The sequence below is a fragment of the Streptomyces sp. NPDC000983 genome, assembly GCF_040299205.1.
Taxonomy (GTDB): Bacteria; Actinomycetota; Actinomycetes; order Streptomycetales; family Streptomycetaceae; genus Streptomyces.
The window spans coordinates 192,540-208,581 of the sequence record NZ_JBEPBM010000004.1 but is presented as its reverse complement, the minus strand read 5'-3'; the positions used below and the strand labels follow the sequence as shown (position 1 = coordinate 208,581).

The 16,042-nt window shown below is 72.6% G+C and carries 15 protein-coding genes; 11 read left to right on the top strand and 4 right to left on the bottom strand.

Annotation, left to right across the window (positions count from 1 at the left end; genetic code table 11):
- Window positions 1-107 precede the first annotated feature (107 nt).
- Together ppnP and ABT296_RS06555 are read left to right on the top strand one after the other, a co-directional pair.
- Window positions 108-392: a pyrimidine/purine nucleoside phosphorylase gene (gene ppnP / locus ABT296_RS06560; protein ID WP_351923907.1), complete on the top strand. Its 285-nt coding sequence runs from the start codon at window positions 108-110 to the stop codon at window positions 390-392.
- 130 nt (window positions 393-522) lie between these two features.
- On the top strand, window positions 523-3,255 hold the full coding sequence (locus tag ABT296_RS06555; protein WP_351923905.1) for a SpoIIE family protein phosphatase: 2,733 nt from the start codon (window positions 523-525) through the stop codon (window positions 3,253-3,255).
- Between the two features lie 40 nt (window positions 3,256-3,295).
- Here ABT296_RS06555 and ABT296_RS06550 read toward each other — a convergent pair whose 3' ends face one another.
- On the bottom strand, window positions 3,296-4,174 hold the full coding sequence (locus ABT296_RS06550; RefSeq protein WP_351923903.1) for an ABC transporter substrate-binding protein: 879 nt from the start codon (window positions 4,172-4,174) through the stop codon (window positions 3,296-3,298).
- 165 nt (window positions 4,175-4,339) lie between these two features.
- Between ABT296_RS06550 and ABT296_RS06545 the strand changes: the two genes are divergently transcribed.
- The gene (locus ABT296_RS06545; protein WP_351923901.1) at window positions 4,340-4,870 is read left to right on the top strand and encodes a GNAT family N-acetyltransferase; all 531 of its coding nucleotides are present in this window, start codon (window positions 4,340-4,342) and stop codon (window positions 4,868-4,870) included.
- Between the two features lie 133 nt (window positions 4,871-5,003).
- On the opposite strand, the gene ABT296_RS06540 is transcribed toward ABT296_RS06545, so the two are convergent.
- From ABT296_RS06540 to ABT296_RS06530, 3 genes are all read right to left on the bottom strand, one after another.
- Window positions 5,004-5,858 carry an aldo/keto reductase gene (locus ABT296_RS06540; RefSeq protein WP_351923899.1) on the bottom strand — a complete coding sequence of 285 codons (855 nt, stop codon included), beginning with the start codon at window positions 5,856-5,858 and terminating at the stop codon, window positions 5,004-5,006.
- Between the two features lie 90 nt (window positions 5,859-5,948).
- Complete coding sequence (locus tag ABT296_RS06535) at window positions 5,949-6,329, bottom strand: antibiotic biosynthesis monooxygenase family protein (RefSeq protein ID WP_351923897.1); 381 nt, start codon at window positions 6,327-6,329, stop codon at window positions 5,949-5,951.
- 115 nt (window positions 6,330-6,444) lie between these two features.
- Entirely contained in the window at window positions 6,445-7,416 is a 972-nt protein-coding gene (locus tag ABT296_RS06530) for a sulfurtransferase (RefSeq protein ID WP_351923894.1), read from the bottom strand.
- A gap of 206 nt (window positions 7,417-7,622) precedes the next feature.
- On the opposite strand from ABT296_RS06530, the gene ABT296_RS06525 reads away from it, so the two are divergent.
- From ABT296_RS06525 to ABT296_RS06490, 8 genes are all read left to right on the top strand, one after another.
- Entirely contained in the window at window positions 7,623-8,333 is a 711-nt protein-coding gene (locus ABT296_RS06525) for a GntR family transcriptional regulator (RefSeq protein WP_351923892.1), read from the top strand.
- Between the two features lie 493 nt (window positions 8,334-8,826).
- A complete protein-coding gene (locus ABT296_RS06520; protein WP_351923890.1) occupies window positions 8,827-10,227 on the top strand; it encodes an LLM class flavin-dependent oxidoreductase in 1,401 nt (466 codons plus the stop codon).
- Between the two features lie 66 nt (window positions 10,228-10,293).
- Complete coding sequence (locus tag ABT296_RS06515) at window positions 10,294-11,238, top strand: ABC transporter substrate-binding protein (RefSeq protein WP_351923888.1); 945 nt, start codon at window positions 10,294-10,296, stop codon at window positions 11,236-11,238.
- A 163-nt stretch (window positions 11,239-11,401) separates the two neighbouring features.
- Window positions 11,402-12,472 carry an ABC transporter substrate-binding protein gene (locus ABT296_RS06510; protein WP_351923886.1) on the top strand — a complete coding sequence of 357 codons (1,071 nt, stop codon included), beginning with the start codon at window positions 11,402-11,404 and terminating at the stop codon, window positions 12,470-12,472.
- On the top strand, window positions 12,469-13,350 hold the full coding sequence (locus tag ABT296_RS06505) for an ABC transporter permease (RefSeq protein ID WP_351923884.1): 882 nt from the start codon (window positions 12,469-12,471) through the stop codon (window positions 13,348-13,350). Before ABT296_RS06510 ends, ABT296_RS06505 begins: the two co-directional genes overlap by 4 nt.
- Window positions 13,347-14,150, top strand: a complete 804-nt coding sequence (locus tag ABT296_RS06500) for an ABC transporter ATP-binding protein (protein ID WP_351923882.1) — start codon at window positions 13,347-13,349, stop codon at window positions 14,148-14,150. The genes ABT296_RS06505 and ABT296_RS06500 overlap by 4 nt, the downstream gene beginning before the upstream one ends.
- A complete protein-coding gene (locus ABT296_RS06495; RefSeq protein WP_351923880.1) occupies window positions 14,147-15,280 on the top strand; it encodes a phosphotransferase enzyme family protein in 1,134 nt (377 codons plus the stop codon). Before ABT296_RS06500 ends, ABT296_RS06495 begins: the two co-directional genes overlap by 4 nt.
- Before the next feature lie 210 nt (window positions 15,281-15,490).
- Entirely contained in the window at window positions 15,491-15,997 is a 507-nt protein-coding gene (locus ABT296_RS06490) for a hypothetical protein (RefSeq protein WP_351923878.1), read from the top strand.
- Window positions 15,998-16,042 lie beyond the last annotated feature (45 nt).

Below are 16,042 nucleotides of genomic sequence, written 5' to 3'. Positions count from 1 at the left end.
CGGCCGCCGCCGCTCGGTGATCGTTGCCGTTAGCATCGCCCGGCCGGATACCGACGCCGACGTGTGACGGGTCGGCGACACGCTGTCCAGCTCCGCGGAGGATGCCCATGTTCAAGGTCAACGAGTACTTCGACGGCACGGTCAAGTCGATCGCCTTCACCGGCGAGAACGGCCCCACGACCGTCGGCGTCATGGCTCCGGGCGAGTACGAGTTCGGCACGGGCAAGCGGGAGGTCATGCACGTCGTCTCGGGCGCGCTGACGGTGCAGCTGCCCGGCGCCGAGGCCTGGGAGGAGTTCCACGCCGGCACCCGGTTCCCGGTCCCGGCCGACAGCAAGTTCCGGCTCAAGGTCGCCGTGGACACCGCGTACCTCTGCGAGTACCTGGACTGATCCCGCTCGCACAGCCGTGGGCGGGCCGATGAGGGCCCGCCCACGGGCCGCGCCCGTCGGCCGGTTCGCTGATACTGAGAAAATGGGCGAACTTGGGCAATCCGCTCCGTCGAGCCGACGGGGTGACCGCATGCCGCCCAAGGCCGCGCCGCCGGAAGCCGCACCCGAGCCCCGTCACCGCTCGGCCGTCCGCCGGGCGCTGTCGAGGCTGAAGCCGCGCACGGTCGCGGGCCAGGTGTTCCTGGCCCAGCTGGTGGTCGTCCTGCTGCTCATCGCGACGGCCCTCATCGTCCTGGTGATCCAGGACCGCAACCGCGCCATCCAGGAGGCCGGGGACCGGTCCCTGGTGGCGGCCGAGACCTTCGCGAACGCCCCCGGCACCGCGGAGGCGATGACCAGTGACGATCCGACGGCGGCACTCCAGCCGCACGCCGAGGCGGTGCGCAAGGAGACCGGCGTCGACTACGTCGTGGCGCTGAGCCCGTACGGGTTCCGCTGGACGCACCCGGACCCGGACCAGATCGGCAAACACGTCTCCACCTCCTACGGCGAGGCCCTCGAGGGCGAGCCGCACCAGACGACCTTCGACAGCAGTCTGGGCAAGGCCGTCGACTCGACGGTGGCCGTCTTCGACGAGCAGGGCAACGCGGTCGGCCTGGTCACCGTGGGCGTCACGGTCGACAAGGTGACCAACGTGGTCCAGCACCAGCTGCCGGTGATCTTCGCCGCCGGCGGGGTCGCCCTGCTGCTGGCCGCGGGCGGCTCGGCCCTGGTCAGCGGACGGCTGCGGCGGCAGACCCGGGGCCTGGGGCCGGTGGAGATGACCCGCATGTACGAACACCACGACGCGGTGCTGCACGCCGTCCGTGAAGGGGTCCTCATCCTGGACGGCGACGGCAGACTGCTGCTGGTCAACGACGAGGCGCGCCGGCTCCTCGCCCTCCCGCCGCGCGCCGAGGGCAAGCCGGTCACCGGGCTCGGGCTGAGCCAGGACCTGGCCGGGCTGCTGGTCTCGGGCCGCGCGGCCACGGACAAGGTCTTCCTGGCCGGCGACACCCTGCTCGCGGTGAACGTGCGGCCGGTGGGGGCGAGGGGCGGCAGCGTGGCCACCCTGCGTGACACCACCGAGCTGCGCGCCCTCGCGGGCAAGGCGGACGTGGCCGGCGGGCGGCTGCGGCTGCTGTACGAGGCGAGCACCCGGATCGGCACCACCCTCGACATGCAGCGCACCGCCGAGGAGCTGACCGAGGTCGCGGTGCCGCGGTTCGCCGACTTCGCCACCGTGGAGCTGGTGGAGTCCGTACTGCTCGGCGAGGAGCCGACCGGGGCGCATCTGGACATGCGCCGGATCGCGGCCGGCGGCATCCGGGACGACGCTCCCCTGCACCGCGTCGGGACGCTGATGCGCTACGTGCCGGACAACCCCGTGACCATCGGCATGACCACCGGGCGGCCCGTCCTGGTGGCGCATCTGGACCTGGCCGACGGATGGCGGGCCCAGGACCCGCCCCAGGCCCAGCGGGTCATCGACTACGGCATCCACTCCATGATCTCGGTGCCGCTCCAGGCCCGCGGCCAGTGGCTGGGGGTCGTGGAGTTCTGGCGTTCGGCACAGGGCCCCTTCGAACCGGACGACCTCTCCCCCGCCGAGGAGCTGGCCGCGCGGGCGGCCGTGTGCATCGACAACGCGCGCCGCTACACCCGCGAGCACACCACGGCCGTCACCCTCCAGCGCAGCCTGCTGCCCGGCTCGTTCCCCGAGCTGTCCGCCCTGGACGTGGGCCACCGGTATCTGCCCGCCCAGGCGGGCGTGGGCGGCGACTGGTACGACGTCATCCCGCTGCCGGGCACCCGGGTGGCCCTGGTGGTCGGCGATGTCGTCGGACACGGGCTGCACGCCGCGGCGACGATGGGCCGGCTGAGGACCGCGGTGCACAACTTCGCCGCCCTGGACCTGGCCCCCGACGAGCTGCTCGCCCACCTGGACGACCTGGTCACCCGGATCGACCAGGACGCCGCCGCCCAGGGCAAGACCGACGCGGTCACCGGCGCCACCTGTCTGTACGCCGTCTACGACCCGGTGTCCGGGGAGTGTGTCCTGGCCCGGGCCGGCCATCCGGGTCCGGCGCTGGTGTCGCCGGACGGCTCGGTGTCCTTCCCCGACATCCCGGTCGCCCCGCCCCTCGGGGTCGGCGGCGGGCTGCCCGTCGAGACGGCCGAGCTGAGCCTGGCCGCCGACAGCAGTCTCGTCCTCTACACGGACGGCCTGGTCGAGGCCCGGGGCCGGGACATCGACGTCGGTCTCGGCATGCTGCGGGAGGCGCTCGCCCGGACGGACGGCGCGAGCCCGGACGACACCTGCCGGGCCGTGCTCGACGCGATGCTGCGCACCAGGGCCGGCGACGACGTGGCCCTGCTCGTGGCACGCACCCGGCTGCTCGACCCGGACCAGGTCGCGGAGTGGGAGGTGCCCGACGATCCGGCGGCCGTCTCCCGCATCCGCGCGGAGGCCACCGCGAGGCTGGAGTCCTGGGGACTGGGCGCGGCGGCCTTCACCACCGAGCTGATCCTCAGCGAGCTGGTCACCAACGCCATCCGGTACGGGGCGAACCCCATCGGCCTGCGTCTGCTGCACGACGGCGACAGCCTGATCTGCGAGGTCAGCGACGGCACCAGTACCTCCCCGCACCTGCGGCGCGCCACCCTCACCGACGAGGGCGGCCGGGGTCTGTTCCTCGTCGCGCAGATGTCGCGGCGCTGGGGGACCCGCTACACCGACCGCGGCAAGATCATCTGGGCCGAGCAGTCGCTGGACGCCGCAGCGGCCGGGGACCTGGGGGCGCTGCTGATGGCGGACCTGTGAGGCGGGGCGGGCAACCGCCGCCCCGGGGGCGCGACCCGTCTCAGGAGCTGTCGACGACCTTGAAGTACGGGATCTTGGCCGGGTCCTGGCCGAAGGCGGCCCCGAGATAGACGGCGGAGAGTTTGGCGAGCGTCCCGTCGTCGATCAGCTGCCGGATGATCCGGTCCAGTTCGTCCTTGTCGGGCGACCCCTTCGGGTACAGGGCGCCGTAGCCCTGGTCGGTCCGGTACTGGCCCACCAGGCGCACCTTTCGCTCCTGCTCCTGGGGATAGGCCAGCAGGATGGTCGTGTCGTGGACGACCGCGTCGATCCGCCCGTACTCCAGGGCCGTGACCATCTCCGGGTCGTTGGCGTAGGCGGTGACCGGCCGGGTCGGCTTGAGACGGTTCTCCACGAACGCCTCGCCGGTGGTGCCCTCGGCGACCCCGATACGGACGTCACGGATGTTGTCCTCGTCGATGTCCTCGCCGTCCCTGATCAGCACTCCCAGGGTCGAGGAGAGGTAGGGCGGGGAGAACTCGGCGACCTTCTCCCGTTCCGGGGTGATCGTGATCTGTGCGAGCGCCAGGTCGAAGTCCGTGGTGCGGCCGGAGACGACCTCGGGGAAGGGCGCGTTCTCCACCTTCACCCGGTCCAGTCCGGACCGGTAGGCGATGTTGGCGGCCATGCAGTACTCGTAGCCGCTCTTCACGGTTTCCGGGGTGTCGCCGTTCCACCAGCCGGGTGCGGGCAGGGTCGTCTTGACCGTGAGGGCCCCCGCCGTCCGGGGTGTCAGACGGAACTCTCCGTACTCCCCCGAGACCGGGCAGTCGCCGTACTCGGTGTCCTTCGCCTCCGACCCACCCTTGTCGCAGGCCGCTGTCGCGACGATGAGCGCCATGCCGACGGCCAGAGAGACGGTCGCTGCCGCGGCGCGCATCATTGCACCTCCGGTAGGGGCATCCTCTGGAATCACCATAAATCAACCCGAACCATACGACTGCCGGAGCGGTGCGGGGAGGGTTGCGGCGGCACCGGTCCCGATGCTCCGCCGGATCCGGGAGGCCGTGGCGGGGGCGGGCTCCGGTCGTGTGATGCTGGCGCCATGACTGACCGGTGCGAGGTCTCCGTCGTCCGCCGTCCGGGCCTGACGCTGTCCGGCGAGGACGGGCTGACCGCCCTGCTCGCCGCCTACCATGCGCGGACGGAGGCCGAGAAGGCCTACCACCTGCGGACGGAGGCCGAGAGGGGTACGGCGGTCACCGAGGTGGGCCCGCTGCCGGCCCGCTACCGGGCGGAGATCGCGGACCCCCGGACCGCGTTCGCGGACGATGTCGTGCTGATCGCCGTCAGCGGGCGCGCGACGGTGGGCTGCCTGGTGGTGACCGCGCCCGACGGCGGTCGGTCGGAGATCAAGCGACTGTGGACGGTCCCGGCGTTCCGGGGCCTGGGCGTCGCGTCGGACCTCCTGGGCGCGGCACTCGCGCAGGCCGCGGAGAGCGGCGTGGGCCGGGTGCGGCTGTCGGTGTGGGACTGGCGGACGGGAGCCATCTCGCTGTACGAACGGTTCGGTTTCGCCGTCACCGAGTCGTGGGAGACACGGGATCGGCTGGTGTGCATGGAACGGGCCGTGTGAGCGGTCGGCCCCCTTCGTCCGCAGGCCGGAACGGGCCGCGTGAGCGGTCAGGGCCCTTCGTCCGCAGGCCGGAACGGGCCGCGTGAGCGGTCAGGGCCCTTCGTCCGCCGGCTGGAACGGGCCGCGTGAGCGGTCAGTCCCCGCCGTGCGCCGGCTGCTCCCGGAGCCGGTCCAGGCGCTCGCGCTGCGCCGGCGTCAGCCGGACGTCCTCGGCGGCGAGGTTCTCCTCCAGGTGGTCGATCCGGGTGGTGCCCGGGATCGGCAGGAGGACCGGGGAGCGGGCGAGGAGCCAGGCGAGGGCGACCTGGGTGGGCGTGGCGGCGCACTCGGCCGCCACGGCGGCGATCTCGGCCCTCTCCCCCGTGGTTCCGGCGGCGACCGGGCGCCACGGCAGGAAGGCGATGCCCGCCGCCTCGCACGCCTCGAGTACGGGTTCGTGTTCGCGGTCGAGGAGGTTGTAGCGGTTCTGCACGCTGACGACGTCGATGGTCTCCCGGGCCTCTTCGAGTTCGGCGACCGTGACCTCGGAGAGACCGAGCCGGCCGACCTTGCCCTCGGCCTGGAGTTCGCGCAGGGTGCCGAGCTGGTCGGCCATGGGCGTCTCGGGGTCGACGCGGTGCAGTTGCAGCAGCTCGATCCGGTCGACGCGGAGTCTGCGCAGCGCCTGGTCGACCTGGTCGCGCAGGATCTCCGGCCGCCCGTCGAGCCGCCAGTCGCCGCCGGGGCCCGTCCGCGCGACACCGACCTTGGTGGTGACGAGCAGCCCGTCCGGATAGGGGTGCAGGGCCTCGGCGAGGAGTTCCTCGTTGGCGCCGCCGCCGTACAGGTGGGCGGTGTCGACGAGGGTGACGCCCAGTTCGACGGCCCGCCGGGCGACGGCGAGGGACCGCTCGCGGTCGGCGGCGGGCCCGGTCGGCAGATGCATGGCCCCGAACCCGAGCCGCCGCACCCCGAGATCTCCGCCGATGTCGAACATGGTCGTAGCCATTGCGCCGTCTCGCCCCCGTCGGTGGTGGACCCACGCTAACAGCGGTCGCGATCAACGGCGTTGGCCATGTCCGTTGCGCGGGGCCCGAGTTCAGCCTCCGGCCGGACCCTGCGGCGCCTCCGTGCGCACGAATCCGTGACTCCGTTCCACCCGTGCCACATGCAGCGTGTAGCTCTCGTACCACTCGGCCCGCCCGCGCCGCTGGGCCGCGCGGTGCTCGGCGTCGGTCCGCCACCGCTGGAGGGCGTCGCCGTCGCGGAAGTAGGCGACGGTGATGCCCAGTCCGCCGGGACTCTGCGCGAAGTCCGCGCCCAGATACCCGGGGATGGCTCTCACCAGCTCCTCCATCCGCTCGTTCGTCTCGCTGAAACCGCTCTGGTCCTGGGTCCGCACCGCCGTGAACACGGCGGCGTAGTAAGGGGGTTCAAAGGCCGGCACAGGCATGACAGGCGTATCGACGTGATCGCTCATGACGCAAACCGTAGGGGCGGGTGCACACGGCCGACCAGCGTCTTTCCCGAAAGGGAGACGTACGGGATCCAACTCTTGACCAAAGACGAGCGGACCGGCCTGGACCCCGTCGGTTTCAGGCCGGGCCCGCGAGGAGGGGGAGTGCGGGATCCGCCGTCCACTCCTCCAGCGACCCGTCGTACACGACCAGGCTCTCGACGCCGGTCAGGGTCAGGCCGAGCGCGGCCAGGGACGCGGAGATCCCTCCGCCGCAGTACAGGACGACCGGGCCCTCGGCCCGGTCCGGCAGCCGGATCGCGTCGACGTCGAGGCGGCCGTCGGTGTCGAGGAGGTCCTGGGCGGGCAGGTTCACGCTGCCGGGGATCCGGCCCCGCCTGCTGTAGCGGGTGGGCGTGGTGCCCTCGAAGTGGGCCGCGCTCAGTGCGCACACCAGCAGGCCCGGCACCCGGCCCTCACCGACGGCACGGGCGCCGTCCTTGTCGATCCACAGTGACGGCCGTGCCGGATCGTCCGCCGTCGCGCGGGGAAACGGGTCGCCGAGCGGCGGTCGCACCGTACGCTCCGGGGCCGGACCGGTGGCCACCGGCCGCCCCGCGGAACTCCACGCGGGGAGTCCGCCGTCCAGCACGCGTGCGCGGACACCGGCGTCGCGCAGCACCCACCACAGGCGGGCCGCCCATTGCAGCGAGCCCTGGTCGTAGAGGACGACGGTGGTGTTCTCGTCGGCACCCAGCGCGGCCAGTTCGCGCCGAACGGCCTCTCGGGAGGGGTGGGCGAAGTGGTAGGGCGCCGTGGGGTCGGTGAACGCGCTCAGGAGGTCCACGTGGAGCGAGCCGGGGATGTGCGCCTCGGCCCAGGCGCCGGCCCCCGGGGCGGCGCGGTAGTCGCCGTCGTGCGAGGGCGACGCGAGAGCCACGGTGGCGTCCAGGACGAGCAGCGGAACCGGGGTCGCAGTACCGGCCGCCGCCGGACCCGCCGCCCGGGGCCGGCCTCCCGGCGGAAGTCCCTCGGCCGCGAGCAGGCGGCCGAGCGCTTCGGCGTCGATCAGGATTCCCTCGCGGTGCGCTGTGCGGGTGCCGAGGTTCATGCGGTGCCTTTCGAGAAGCCGGTCGAAGGGGCGGGGCGCGCGCCCGGCCGGGAGGCGTCCCCTCGTGGACGGGGCAGCGTTCCCGACTAGCGTATACGCGTGGATACGTTTGCTGTACGGTAGCCTCAGCACGTATCCGCCCCTTCGGGTCGGCGCCGCCCCGTCGTCGGACGCGGGCGCTCCGGCCCGGACGACCGAGGACCGCCATGCCGCGACACACTCCGTCCGCTCCCGCCCCGGGAGCCCAGGACGCGTCCACCGAGGCCCCGCCCTCGGGCTCGGAGCTGTACTGGCGGCTGCGTCAGGACGTCATGGAAGGCCGGTTCCCTCCGGGCTCGCCCCTCATGGAGACGACCCTGAGCAGCGACTACGGCGTCTCCCGCACCCCGATGCGTGAAGCGCTCGCCCTGCTGGAGCACGACGGGCTGCTGGAGCGCGCACCGCGCGGCTTCCGGGTGCGCTCGGGTACGGCCGAGGACGTGGTGGAGATCTACGAGGCGCGCATCGCGCTGGAGGCGGAGGCCGCCGCCTCCGCGGCCCTGCGGGCCACCGAACTCGACCTCGCCCGGCTGCGCCGACAGCACGAGCTGATCCTCCAGGCGGACACCGAGGAGGGGAAGGCGGCCGCCCGGGCGGCCAACTTCCGCTTCCACGAACTGCTCTGGCAGGCCGGCCACAACGCGACCATCACCGAACTGCTGGTGAAGCTCACGGCCCGGCTGCGGATCTACGACAGCGGACCCCCCTCCGCCTTCGGCGGCACCGAACCGCTGCACCAGGAGCACGAGGTGATCCTTCGCGCCCTGCACGACCACGATGCCGACCGCGCCCGCGAGGCCACCCGCGCCCACCTGCGCCGCAGCCTGGAGCACCGGATCAACGCCTTGGTCGGTGCCGACGAGGACGGTCCCTCATGACCCGCCCCCGCACGCCCCGTCTCTGTATGCGGAGCGCCGGCCGGGCCGACAGGCCCGGGTGTTAGGCTCACCGCCACCAGATCAGATGATCTAGTGACAAACCGTCTCGAAGCAGGAAAGGAGCAGCGGATGCGTCCGAACCCCGTACGCGGTATCGCCCCTCTCCGCGCCCTTTCCCCCGGCCGCCTCGGCCCTCGTCTCACCCTGCGCCGCCACGTCGATCTCGGACGCTGCGCCAGCGCCTTCTGTACCGCCGGCTGACCCGCCCGCGCAGTTGCCGGGCCCTTGTCTCCCGGCGTCAACGCATCCGCGTGACCCCCGCGCCCGATCCGCGCGGTCCGCGGAAGGCCCGCCCCCTTCATGGGGCGACGACCCGGGCTCCCCTTCACCGGCGTACCGGCCCGCACCGGGCCTCGCCTCCAACTCCGCTTGCGCGCGGGCCCGTTGTCGTCGGCCCGCGCCGAAGCGTCACCTCGTCGATCTGGAGCATCCCGTGCCCGCCACCGCCCCGTCCGCCTCCGGCTCAGGACCGCGTCGCATACGTCTCAACGGCCTGCGTCAGTCCACGGTGGGCCACACCGCCATGGGTCTGTGGCGCCACCCCGACAGCCAGGCACACCGCTACCGGGATCTCTCCCACTGGATCGAGACCGCCCGGATCCTCGAACGCGGCCGGTTCGACGCCCTGTTCATCGCCGACGCCCTCGGACCCCTCGACGTGTACCAGGGCTCCACCCGGGCGGCTCTGCTCGACGGCATCAACACACCCACCGACGACCCGCTCCTCCTCGTCGGCGCCCTCGCCGCCGCGACCAGCCGCCTCGGCTTCGCGGTCACCGTCTCCTCCACCTACGAACGGCCCTACGCGTTCGCCCGGAAGATGACGACCCTCGACCACCTCAGCGAGGGACGCGTCGGCTGGAACATCGTCACCTCCGCCCTGGACAGCGCCGCCCGCAACCTGGGCCTGGAGCGGCAGATCCCCCACGACGAACGCTACGCCGTGGCAGAGGAGTTCATGGAGGTCGTCTACAAGCTCTGGGAGGGCAGCTGGGAGGAGGACGCCGTGGTGCGCGACGCGGACTCGGGTGTCTTCGTCGACCCCTCCAAGGTGCACCCCGTCGCCCACCGGGGCACCTACTTCACCGTCCCCGACATCGCCCTGTCGGAACCGTCCGTCCAGCGGACCCCGGTCCTGTACCAGGCCGGCACGTCAACCGCCGGACGACGCTTCGCCGGACGGCACGCCGAGGGCGTCTTCCTGTCCGCGTACAGTCCCGCCCTGGCCCGGACCCTCGTCGACTCGGTACGCGCCAGTGCCGCCGAGGCCGGGCGGGACCCCCGGGAGCTGCGCTTCTTCGCCATCGCCACCGTCGTCGTCGCCCCCACCGACGCCGAGGCCCACGCCAAGTACGAGGAGTACCGCTCCTACTCGTCCCTGGAGGGCAGCCTCGCCCGCTACAGCGCCCTGCTCGGGATCGACCTGTCGGAGCTGGACCCCGACACGCCGCTCGAGTACGCCGACACCGAAGGCATCCGAGGTCTGCTGGAGGTGTTCACCCGCCTCGACCCCGACCGCACCTGGACGCCCCGGGAGATCGCCGAGTTCGTCGGGGTGGGCGGTGGCGGGCCGGTCCTCGTCGGCTCACCGCGGACCGTCGCCGACGAGTTGGAGCGGTGGGCCGACGAGGCGGACCTCGACGGGTTCAACATCGCCGATCCCGTCCCCCCGGTGACGCTGCGCGACTTCGTCGACCTCGTGGTCCCCGAGCTGCAACGCCGGGGGCGGGTGTGGACCGAGTACGAAGGCACCACCCTGCGCGAGCACACCCACGGCCCCGGCCGTACCCGACTGGCCGGTGACCACCCCGGCGCCCGCCACCGGCGCACCTGAACGTCCCTTCCCGGTCCCTCCCGGTCCCCGATCCCTCCCCCTCCGCCACCCCTTTCCGGAGCCCCCGTGTCCCACATCCGCGTCATGCTCGACTACTTCCACCCCTGGCCCAACTCCGCGGGATTCTTCGTCGCCCGGGATCGCGGCTGGTACGGGGAGGCCGGGCTGGAGGTCGAACTGTCCGTGCAGGACCCGGGCCGTGGCGACACCCTGGAGTACCTCACCGCGCGGCAGTGCGACTTCGGGCTCTTCCCGCCCAACCGCCTCTTCGTGCGCCGTGCGCAGGGCCAGCCGCTGGTCGCGGTCTCGGCGGTCAACCACCGTGCCCTGGAAGCCATTCAGACCGTCACCGGGCGCGGCATCGAACGCCCCCGGGACCTGGCCGGACGACGTCTCGCGTACAACCCGACACCGCGGGGGCGTGCCCTGGTCCGCCATCTGGTCGCCGCGGACGGCGGGGATCCGGACGCGGTGGTCACGGTCGACGCCGGCTTTCGCGAACTGACCGTCGACGACCTGGAGTCCGGCGAGGCCGACGCCACGTTCGGCGTGTACTGGTCCTGGGACGCCCTGCGTGGCGGCCTGCCCGAGGAGCGCCGTCTGACCTGGCCCGTCGACGAGATCGGCGCCCCGCGCTACCACAGCTACCTCCTGGGCGCGCACGAGGAGACGGTGCGGGACGATCCCGACGCCGTACGCCGGTTCCTCGCCGCCACCGCGCGCGGGTTCGCCGCGGCGGCCGCCGACCGGCCCGCCACGCTGGCCCTGCTGGAACGGGTCATCCCCTACTTCCCCCGCCCGCTGATAGCCCGCTCACTCGAACTGGTCGCTCCGACCTGGACGGACGAGCAGGGCCGCTGGGGCACCATCGCCGAGGACCGCATGGGCCCCTACGCCCACTGGCTCGCCGCACAGGGTGTGCTGCCGACGGCTGACGGCTGGCGTGCGGCCTACCGCGACGACCTGCTGCCCGAGGACGCCACGGCCCCGTTCGCCCGGTCCGGCGCGTGAACCCCGGCCCATGAGCCTCCACCCGTCAGGTACCGGCCTGCGGGGCACCGTCCACGCCGCACCACCGGGTCCGGGGCTCCCAGCCGGCCGCGCCCCACAGCCCCCACAGTCTCCCCTCCGTACCGGGCACCACCCCGCCCGCCACAAGAATCGAGCCCGTCCCGTGCATCCGTCCCGCCCGTTGCCGTACGCGCGCCGCCGGTCCGTCCGCATCGCTCTGACGGCCGTCGCCGTCGCCACCCTGACCGTCGTCACGGCCTGCTCCTCGAACTCCGGTTCCGACGGGAGCGACGCCGAGGGTCTGACCGAGGTCACCCTCGCCCTCGACTGGACGCCCAACACCAACCACACCGGCATCTATGTCGCCGAGCAGCTCGGCTGGTTCGAGGACGCCGGGATCGACCTCCGGATCGTGCCCTACGGCTCGACCTCGCCCGAGACACTCCTGGCAAGCCACAAGGCGGACTTCGGCATCTCCTACCAGGAGGGCCTCACCGCCGCCCGGTCGGCCGGCCAGGACATCACCTCGGTGTACGCCGTGACCCAGAAGACCAACGTCACCGTCGCGGTCTCCGCCGACCGCGACGACATCGACTCCCCCAAGGACCTGGACGGGAAGACCTACGCCGGTTTCGGAGCCGCGTACGAGAAGCCCCTCCTCGAGTCCGTCATCAAGAACGCCGGCGGCAGGGGCGACTTCGAGTCGGTCTCCCTGAGCACCTCCGCCTACGCCGCCCTGTACGCGGGCAAGGCCGACTTCGCGATGCCGATGCCCACTTGGGAGGGGCTGGAGGCGAAGCTCAGCGGAAAGCCGCTGAAGAACTTCGAACTCACCGACTACGGCTTCCCGGACATCTACTCCACCCTCATCGCCTCCTCCGACCAGTACCTCGAGGCGAACGAGGCCACGGCGAAGAAGTTCCTCGCAGCCGTCCAGCGGGGCTACGCCTACGCCGTCGACCATCCCGCCAAGGCCGCCGGTCTGCTCGTCGAGGCGAACAAGAGCGTGCTGACCAACACCGAGCTGGTGAACGAGAGCGCCGAACTGCTCGCCGAGTCCTACTACCGCGCCCCCGACGGCTCGCTCGGCACCCAGTCGGCCGACCGCTGGAGCGCGTTCGCCGACTTCGAGTACGAGGCCGGGCTGCTCGACGACGCCGACGGCAAGAAGCTGACCGCCGCGCCGGACACCTCCTCGTGGTTCACCAACGACTACCTCCCGGAGAAGTCGTGACCGGCGCCCCCGCGGCCGGCGGTACCCGAACCGCCGAACGTCCCGTGGAGGACGAGCCCGCCGCCCAAGCGCCCCGGCACCCGAAGGCCACCGCCGAGCGCCGGGGGCGCGGCCTCCTCTCCGTGACCCTGCCTCCGCTCCTCGTCGTCTCGGCGGTGCTGGCCGTGTGGCAGTCCTACACGAGCGCGGCCGCCGTGGACCCCACCGTCCTGCCCAGCCCCTGGCGGGTGCTCCAGCAGGGCTGGGAGAACCGGCAGGCCCTCTGGGACGCGACACTGCCCACCCTCCAGGAGACCGTCGCCGGCTTCGGCATGTCCTTCGTCGCCGCCTGGCTGGTGGCCACCCTGCTGGACTTCTCCACCTGGGCGCGCCGCGGCCTGTACCCCCTGCTCGTCGCCTCCCAGACCATCCCCGTCGTGGCCGTCGCCCCGCTGCTCATCATCTGGTTCGGCTTCGGCCTGTTCCCGAAGATGCTGGTGGTCACGCTCGTCACGTTCTTCCCGCTCACCGCCAACCTCGCCGCCGGATTCGCCTCCGCCGACCCCGAGGCCATGCGCCTGCTGCGCTCCCTGGGCGCCGGCCGGACGCGTACGTTCCTCATGGTCCGCGTCCCGAGCGCGATGCCGTACTTCTTCGCGGGGCTGCGCGTCAGCATCACCTACGCCGTGGTCGGCGCCGTGTTCGCCGAGTACGCGGGCGCGGAGAACGGACTGGGGATCTACATGCAGGCGCAGAAGAGCGCCTTCCGCACCGACCTCGTCTTCGCGGCCGTGGCGGTGACCGCGGCCCTGAGCATCGCCCTGTTCTCCGCGACCTACCTGATCCAGCGTCTCGCCCTGCCGTGGGAGCGGACCGCCCGGCGGAAGGAACACCCATGAGCACCACCGAAGGCGGCCTCCCCGCCGCTCCCGACCCACGGCTCCTGCTGCGCGGGGTCGACAAGGGCTACCCCGGGCTGGACGTCCTGCGCGGTGTCGAACTGTCCGTCGCGCCGGGTGAGTTCGCCGCCGTGATCGGACCGAGCGGCAGCGGGAAGAGCACCCTGCTCAACCTCGTCTCGGGACTGGACCGGCCCACGGCCGGGGACGTCCTCGTCGACGGCGAACCGCCGCGCACCCGCTCCGGCCGCGTCGCCTACATGCCGCAGAAGGACCTCCTGTTCCCCTGGCGCACCGTGCTCGCCAACACGGCCCTCGGGCTGGAGGCCCAGGGCGTACGCCGGTCCGAGGCACGCCGTCGCGCCGCCGCCCTGTTCGAGGCGTTCGGTCTCGACGGCTTCCAGAACAGTTATCCCGGTCAGCTCAGCGGCGGCATGCGCCAGCGGGCGGCGCTGCTGCGCACCGTCGTACTGGAACGCCCGCTTCTGCTGCTCGACGAGCCGTTCGGGGCCCTGGACTCCCTCACCCGCCACGATCTCCAGCGCTGGCTCGCCCGTATGTGGCAGACCTACCGCTGGACCGTCGTGCTGGTCACCCACGACATCCGCGAGGCGGTCCTGCTCGCCGACACCATCCACGTCCTGTCACCGCGGCCCGCCTCGGTGACCGCGCGCATCGAGGTGCCGCGTCCCCCCTCGCGCGGCGGGGACGGGCCGCGCGCCCTCGATCCCGTCAGGGCCGCCGAGATCGAGGAACGCGTCCTCAGCGCGCTCGCCACCCCCACAGGAGTCCGGCCATGACCGCGTCCGGTACGACGGAACCCGCACCGCCCGCCACCCACGGCCTCGGCTACGAACGGGCCGAACCCGACTGGGCACCCCTCACCACCGAAGAGGCGTCGGACGTGCTGGGCGGTCCCGCGCGACTGCGCTGGCACAGCCCCCGGCCGCTGTCCGCGGCAGCCGTGGTGGAGCACGACGGAGCACGCGTCTTCCTCAAGCGCCACCACGCCGGTGTCCGCACGCTCGCCGGGCTGGAGGAGGAGCACGCCTTCCTGCGGCATCTGCGCTCGCACGGGGCTCCCGTCGTCGATGTCCTCGGACTCACGGCCCGCGGCGAGTGGACCTACGAGGTGCACTCGCTGGGCACCGGCACGGATCTCTACCAGGACGCCCTGTCCTGGACGCCGTTCGCCTCCGCCCACCACGCGCGTGAGGCGGGCCGTGCCCTCGCCGGGCTCCATCTGGCCGCCGCCGGCCACCACGCGCCGTTTCGCCGCGTCCAGCCGCTGGTGTCCTCCTTCCGCATCTTCTCGGCCCCCGACCCCGAGAAGGCCCTCGCCTCCTACGTGGCCGAGCGGCCGCCGCTGGCCGAAGCGCTGTGCGCCGCCCCCCTCGACGCCGACCTGTCCCGCTGGCACCTGCCCCTGCACGCGGAACTCGCCCCACTCCTGCCCGACCTCCGTCCGCTGTGGACCCACAACGACTGGCACGCCTCCAACCTGCTGTGGGACACGACCGGCGGCACGGAGACCGTCGCGACCGTCCTCGACTTCAGTCTCAGCGACCGGACGACGGCCGTGCACGACCTCGCGGTGGCGCTGGAACGCAACGTCTTCGGCTGGCTGGACCTGCCGAGCGGGTCCGTGCCGGTGCAGTACACCCATCTCACGGCCCTGCTGGAGGGCTACGCCGCCGTCCGCCCCCTCACCGAGGCCGAGGCCGAGGCGCTGCCCGCACTGCTGCCCCTGGTCAACGCGGAGTACGCGCTGTCGGAGATGCACTACTTCCACGAAGTGACCCGCTCCGCCGAGAACACCGGGCTGGCCCGCGCCTACTTCACCGACCACACGAGCTGGTTCACCACGGAACCGGGCCGCCACGCCCTGGCCCACCTGCGGAGCACGGCCCGGAATCTCACCACGCGGTGAAGTGCGGGTGAGGGGCGCCCAGGCGCGCTCGGCCGCATATATCTGCCCCCTCCGCGCGCTGGCGCTCGCTGTATGCGGTGAACTGCGTGCACGTCCCCTTCTCGTACCTCGCGCGCCTCGTTTCACTGAGCACTTCCTCTCGAGGCAAGCGGTCGGATCAGCCGTTGACCTGCCGGGCTCCCGGGCCCGACACGACGCAGGAGGTTTGGGATGGCACTGGCACGGTGGACGAACGCGATGGAGTGGCTGGCCGCCTCGGCGACCGACCCCCGGGCGTGCAAGAACGACTGGCAGCGCGGTACGACCGGCGTCCATCTGCTGGCCGCCGGACGGTTCTGGGACGTACTGATCGTCCCGGCCTGTCTCGGGCTGCACGCGGCCGACATCCTGGCGGGCCTGCCCCGCCTGGAACCCGGCCCCGCGCTCCTGGACAGCCGACATCAGCAGGTCGGCTTCTTCCTGCCGCCGGCCCCCACCAGCATCTGGGCCGGGCACGACATCCGCTACGTCACCGCGGGCGCGTGGATCGCCGCACCCGCGCCGCACTGCCGCTGGGGCGACCTGCGCTGGATCTGTCCGCCCGACGGCAGCGGCACCCTCAACACGCCGGAAGCCCTGGAACTCGCCCTCTACCAGGCCATGCACGAACTGGCCCGCACCCACGGAAGCCCGCACCACCACGACGCGCCCCACCAGGGCCGGCACCAGCCCTCCTGACCCTCGCCGAGGGCCCCCAGGTTCATGTGACCCACGTCACACACC

Excerpts from the sequence above, each read along its gene's own strand:
- ABT296_RS06495 (WP_351923880.1), top strand. The coding sequence starts at position 14,147 with ATGACCGCGTCCGGTACGACGGAACCCGCACCGCCCGCCACCCACGGC.
- ABT296_RS06555 (WP_351923905.1), top strand. The coding sequence starts at position 523 with ATGCCGCCCAAGGCCGCGCCGCCGGAAGCCGCACCCGAGCCCCGTCAC.
- ABT296_RS06540 (WP_351923899.1), bottom strand. The coding sequence starts at position 5,858 with ATGGCTACGACCATGTTCGACATCGGCGGAGATCTCGGGGTGCGGCGG.
- ABT296_RS06500 (WP_351923882.1), top strand. The coding sequence starts at position 13,347 with ATGAGCACCACCGAAGGCGGCCTCCCCGCCGCTCCCGACCCACGGCTC.
- ppnP (WP_351923907.1), top strand. The coding sequence starts at position 108 with ATGTTCAAGGTCAACGAGTACTTCGACGGCACGGTCAAGTCGATCGCC.
- ABT296_RS06530 (WP_351923894.1), bottom strand. The coding sequence starts at position 7,416 with ATGAACCTCGGCACCCGCACAGCGCACCGCGAGGGAATCCTGATCGAC.
- ABT296_RS06525 (WP_351923892.1), top strand. The coding sequence starts at position 7,623 with ATGCCGCGACACACTCCGTCCGCTCCCGCCCCGGGAGCCCAGGACGCG.
- ABT296_RS06550 (WP_351923903.1), bottom strand. The coding sequence starts at position 4,174 with ATGCGCGCCGCGGCAGCGACCGTCTCTCTGGCCGTCGGCATGGCGCTC.
- ABT296_RS06545 (WP_351923901.1), top strand. The coding sequence starts at position 4,340 with ATGACTGACCGGTGCGAGGTCTCCGTCGTCCGCCGTCCGGGCCTGACG.
- ABT296_RS06535 (WP_351923897.1), bottom strand. The coding sequence starts at position 6,329 with ATGAGCGATCACGTCGATACGCCTGTCATGCCTGTGCCGGCCTTTGAA.
- ABT296_RS06490 (WP_351923878.1), top strand. The coding sequence starts at position 15,491 with ATGGCACTGGCACGGTGGACGAACGCGATGGAGTGGCTGGCCGCCTCG.